The sequence below is a fragment of the Edaphobacter sp. genome (assembly GCF_035532915.1).
GTDB lineage: Bacteria > Acidobacteriota > Terriglobia > Terriglobales > Acidobacteriaceae > Edaphobacter.
Genome location: NZ_DATKQC010000246.1, coordinates 1 through 4,717, shown reverse-complemented (window position 1 = coordinate 4,717; position 4,717 = coordinate 1). Strand labels below are relative to the sequence as shown.

The 4,717-nt window shown below is 57.4% G+C and carries 6 protein-coding genes and 1 pseudogene; 5 read left to right on the top strand and 2 right to left on the bottom strand.

Annotated features, from left to right (window positions below; genetic code table 11):
• Positions 1-22: 22 nt before the first annotated feature.
• Positions 23-313, bottom strand: coding sequence for a type II toxin-antitoxin system prevent-host-death family antitoxin (locus VMU57_RS11935; protein WP_325383669.1), 291 nt, complete (start codon positions 311-313; stop codon positions 23-25).
• Positions 314-985: 672 nt separating this feature from the next.
• On the opposite strand from VMU57_RS11935, the gene VMU57_RS11930 reads away from it, so the two are divergent.
• The 5 genes and pseudogenes from VMU57_RS11930 to VMU57_RS23050 form a co-directional block, all read left to right on the top strand.
• Positions 986-1,213: a hypothetical protein gene (locus tag VMU57_RS11930; protein WP_325383667.1), complete on the top strand. Its 228-nt coding sequence runs from the start codon at positions 986-988 to the stop codon at positions 1,211-1,213.
• A gap of 379 nt (positions 1,214-1,592) precedes the next feature.
• A complete protein-coding gene (locus tag VMU57_RS11925) occupies positions 1,593-1,868 on the top strand; it encodes a hypothetical protein (protein WP_325383665.1) in 276 nt (91 codons plus the stop codon).
• A 3-nt stretch (positions 1,869-1,871) separates the two neighbouring features.
• Positions 1,872-2,369, top strand: coding sequence for a transposase (locus VMU57_RS11920; protein ID WP_325383663.1), 498 nt, complete (start codon positions 1,872-1,874; stop codon positions 2,367-2,369).
• Positions 2,366-2,896 (top strand): IS3 family transposase, encoded by a 531-nt coding sequence (locus VMU57_RS11915; protein ID WP_325383661.1) that lies wholly within the window; start codon positions 2,366-2,368, stop codon positions 2,894-2,896. Before VMU57_RS11920 ends, VMU57_RS11915 begins: the two co-directional genes overlap by 4 nt.
• 131 nt (positions 2,897-3,027) lie before the next feature.
• A pseudogene (locus tag VMU57_RS23050) lies at positions 3,028-3,156 on the top strand (hypothetical protein); the annotation flags it as partial.
• Here VMU57_RS23050 and VMU57_RS11910 read toward each other — a convergent pair.
• Positions 3,145-4,717, bottom strand: a 1,573-nt coding sequence (locus tag VMU57_RS11910; protein WP_325383659.1) for a recombinase family protein, incomplete at its 5' end; no start/stop codon positions are given. The pseudogene VMU57_RS23050 and the gene VMU57_RS11910 sit on opposite strands and share 12 nt — an antisense overlap.

Genomic DNA, 4,717 nt, shown 5'->3' with positions numbered 1-4,717 from the left:
TCCCAAAACGCAGTTGTCTTCTTCACAGCCCTTCTTCTCTGTCAGCCAGAACCGCTTGAATTGCCTTGTTGCCTGCAACGGTTCCCGTGGGGATCTTTAAAAGCCGTTTTACATCAAGCTTTACCTTGGGAAGACGCATTCTCCCCGCTGCGACCAGGACGAGTTCCTGATCGTCGGCGCCTTCGGCTGACAACGGAACCAATTTCGCTATGGGGAGATTACGGTCCCGAATCACAACTTCCTCGCCGCCCCTGGCGAATGTGAGGTATTTGCTCAGCTGGTTCTTCAGTTCTGCCACATTGACGCTGCGCATCCGGTCCTCCGCATTATGGCTATTATAGCCATGAACAACCTCGGATGGAAGAGCCGCTTCGTGGCGTCTTAAGTTAGGTCCGCTCACAAGGGCGTGAATTGGGGGAGCATGAGAGCCAGAGGCGCGATCCCTTCTCTCGAAGGTTAGACCTCGCGGCCAGCTTGCCGCGTACTGCTATGACATCTTTCTGCTGACCGAAAACTCAACCGTGCTGCTGTGGCTCCCGAGGTCCCGCGTTCATTGTGAGAGATGCTCGGATCGAGCACTTCTTCTATCCCGTTTTCCCTCCAGATAAAAACGCCGAGGATGTGCTCAGCTGGCTTAAGTCGCCCTCGTTCGCCAAGTAACCTTTTTTCACTTTCCACGCAGTCTGATACGATTTCTCGACGGCGCCTGGCTTCAGGTATCCTGAAAGCGAGACCGCTCGGTCGTCAGATGCAGGCGCGTAACAGCATAAGCGGACCTGCGACGCGATTTCGCGCACCGCCACGGGAGACGTAATTGGAGTTACGACAACCACTAATTGGCCTCGCCCTAGCCGTAGCATTACTGCTCCAGAGTCCGTCGACGAAAAGCTCTCCGTCATCGCCGAAACGCCACCGGATCAGCGTGAATTTCGAGTACGACTTCTCCCGGATGCAGGGGTGCCCTGTCAAAGGATCTGCGCTGTGCGTGAAGCAGTTCGATGTCTACAATCTCACCGATACCGGCCAGCGACTTTTTCTCTTTTCGATTCCAGCGCCCGCCGGCGCGAAGGAAAAAAGGAAAAATATCACCGACACCAGCAAACCTCTGGTGTTTGCACCCGGCAAGCACTTGATCGGCGTCTCAGCCGTCACTAATCATGGCGCACAATCCGACCCGCGCGCATGCTCGATCATGATCGATATCACGCCTTAGAGCGGAACGCATCCGAGAAAACCGTCGCAACGTTCCCGGCACGCAAGTGTGTGAACGGCTAAAGGCGAGCCTCCTCGGCTCACTCATCCGCGCCTACAAATTTGTCTTGCTCGCATCCCAAACGACACAAAAGTGTCCGAGAATTTATTCTGGATGGCTCGCGATTTTGCGAGAGTTAAACAAAATTGTTCCGGGTGGCCGCCGAACGCGACAAGAATGTCGCAAATCACTGATGATCCGCTCCGCTCAGCGCCGACTCAGCTTGAAAAAGCGCAATAAAGATGGGCATTTCCAAGCCGGAGGGTGATTGGCCTTCTGTGTGCAATGTGTCACTGCGACCGAAAATCTCGGCAGTGACGCAGAAACCTTAGGGGGTCTCATGGGCAATACTCTTACGAGTTATGAAGAGACAATTAAAAAGACACACGCGCGGCTGAAAACCAACGCCTTGAATTTCTGGGAAGTTCTGGCCCAAGTGGTCGCGCTGATTTCCCCGAGCATGACCGCTGCCTGGATCGTGCCGCTGATGTTCGGTACCGCGGGAACAGCGGGATGGCTATGCTATTTGTTCGGCACGATTATGCTGCTGTTCGTCGCCATCAGCCTGAACCAATTTTCGAAGCGGTACACATCGGCTGGGAGCATGTACGCGTAGACGGTGAAGGGCCTGGGGCCGAAGGCGGGCGGCGTATCCGGCTGGTCGCTGATCTGGGCGTACCTGTTCATCGGAATCGCGGGCGTCACTGGATTTACCCATTTCGCCACGAAGTTATTGCATCTGACGGGTGCGAAGGGCTACTTGTCGCATCCCTGGATCACGTTATTTGCGCTTTGCGTTGGCGCGGCCTGGCTGCTGGCGTACATGGACATCGGCAGGAAACCACGCGTCGATCGATCCCCGGAAGAGAAGTGGCAGATCGTGCAGGAAGGCATCAAGAGCGGGAACGTCTCGGAGACGTGTCGGCGTCACGGGATCGCTCCGAATCTGTTCTATCGCTGGAAGGATGAAGCCGAGCAGGGAGCCAAGGCAGCGCTTGGGGGGAGAAGCGCTGCCGCGGCCGAGACCGAAAAGGACCATGGCATCCGGCAGTTGGAGAGAACGCTGGGGCGGAAGTCGCTGGAGATCGAAATCCTAAAAAACGTCGTGGGGGAGTGAACTGCGGTGAGGTTCACTCCCAGGCGCGGGAGTTGGTGGCGCAGGGCCACACGGCCATGCTGGTAGCGGCGACCCTGGCCATCAGCCGGTCGAGTCTGTACTACCGGAAGAAACCACGAGGCAGCCGGGCCGACCGCACCTACGACGAACAGATCGTCGTGGCGTGCGGGGAAAAACCCGCGTACGGATATCGCCGCGTGGCTTGGTGGCTGCGAAGAAAAGAAAACCTTCCGGTGAATCGCAAACGGGTCCTGCGGGTGATGCGAGAACGTGGGTTGCTGGTACGCTCGCGGCGTCTTCGTGCTCGTCGCCGGAAAGAGTGGGGCCGTGTGGAAGCAGCCGGGCCGAATCAGATCTGGCAGTCGGACATGACCAAGATCTGGGCGGGGCCGGCAGGCAGTGGGCTGGGCGTACCTGGTGTGCGTGATCGACTGCTGCACGCGGGAAATCGTGGGCTGGAATCTCTCGCACCGTTGCCGAACCTAAGATGCACTGGCTGCCCGAGGGCAGCCGTGAAGCGAACGTGACGCTGACCACCGACAATGGAACGCAGTTCACTTCTTCGCGCTTCCTGGAGACGTTAGGGAGGCTCGGCATCACGCACCGGAGGTCGGCGTATCATCACCCGGAAGGCAACAGCTAAAGCGAACGGTTCCACCGCAGCTTGAAGGAAGAGGAAGTCTGGACGGCGGAGTATCGGAGCTTGGAAGAAGCGCGAACCTCGATCGCTCGTTGGATCGAGGAGTACAACTTGGTTTCATACTGCCCCACCTCGCTATGTAGTTGAGAACAGGCTCTGATGCAGTTCGGAATCAAGTATTGCGGGTTGACGTCTTCCTGCTCCTACTCGGTTTTTTAATTTCTGGGCTGCTTTGCCTTGCAAGGCACCTCTGCTTATCACCCATGGTCCATCCGCAAAAGGATGATCGGCGGAGATATCGCCGCGATCGATGGCGAGCCGGAGAGTTCTCGGACTGATCTCGAGCAGAGCGGCGGCATCGGTCAAGTTCATCCAGGATCGTGATTGCTGCTCATCTGACTTGTAACAAGGGATGCGATGATGACTGCGCAGTGTGGTGACTCTCTCTCGCGTCCAGCGATTCCCACGGCCGGTAAGATGCCCATTACGGTTGAGAACGCCAGCGATGAGGTCGTCGCTGCAGATACCCGCCAGGACCACAACGCCTTCTATCAACTCGCGCGATGTCTGCGTGCTGCACTGGCCACGACGCCGGCGAGGGAGGCGCAGTTCGGTATGTGCGCCACCCTTCCAGTGCAGGATGAGAATCAGTTCGCCTGCTGGACCATCCACGTCTACCAGAACTTCCTCGATCAGCGTCCGGACAATGCGTTTTTTCAATCGCACACTGGTAGCTCGATCGGTCCAAATGGTCTCCAGCTGTTGGGAGAGTTGGTGAAGATCCTCAAGAGAAGGGGTTGGAGCTGGATCGATCGCAGCGCCGTGCTGCTCGATGCGCGCTTCGATCTCCCGTACGTGTTGCAAGGCTAGGTTCCACCGGCGTTCCAACTCCGCCGTAACCAGACGGTTCTCTGGATCTGCCGCATCAAACTGGCGTTGCGCCCGCTCCGCCGCATAACGCGCTGCTTCCAGATCGCGGTGCAGAGCGTCCAAAATGTCGTCTCGTTGGCGACTCAACTCTTCTTTGGCTAGTATAGAAGCTTCGACCGCTGCGGGTTGGACCACGCGTAGGACCTCTCTGCCGATTGCTTCGTCCACGCTGATGCCGCCGAAGGCAATGCAACGCGGTTCGCCATTATCGAGCCAGCCGCGCATGCAAGAATAACGCAGCACATCGTGGCCGCTCCCTGTGTATCGCACCGTGAGCTTACGTCCGCAGCGCGAGCATCGCAAGAGTCCCGTTAGCAATGCTTGCCCATTTTTTGCTGCGCCAGGTTGCTGTTCCCCTGGGGTGTTCGCACGGATGGCGGCTGTAATGCGCTCGAATTCTTCCCAGCTCACATAGCCTTCATGTGCACCCGGGATGAGAGACAGCCACTGTTCCCTGGGCTTGCGGCGGCAGAGACGGCGTGGTTTTCCATCATCATAGCGGATCAGTTGTTCGGTCTTGCCATAGGTATACGCCCCTCCGTAAACGGGGCTGGTTAGCATGCGATGCATGGAGCGATAGACGGGCCGCTTCCAGCAAGTCGCTCCTCTCTCATTACGTGTGGGCACCTGGAGGCCATGCTCCAGAAACCACAGCAAGGTCTGTCGCACCGTACCCAACTCCACGAATTTGCGAAAGATGAGAAGGATGGCCTGTTGCACGCGCAAATCAGGATCTTTTTCCAGACGTTGGTCTTCCGTCTTGATGTAGCCAACCGGT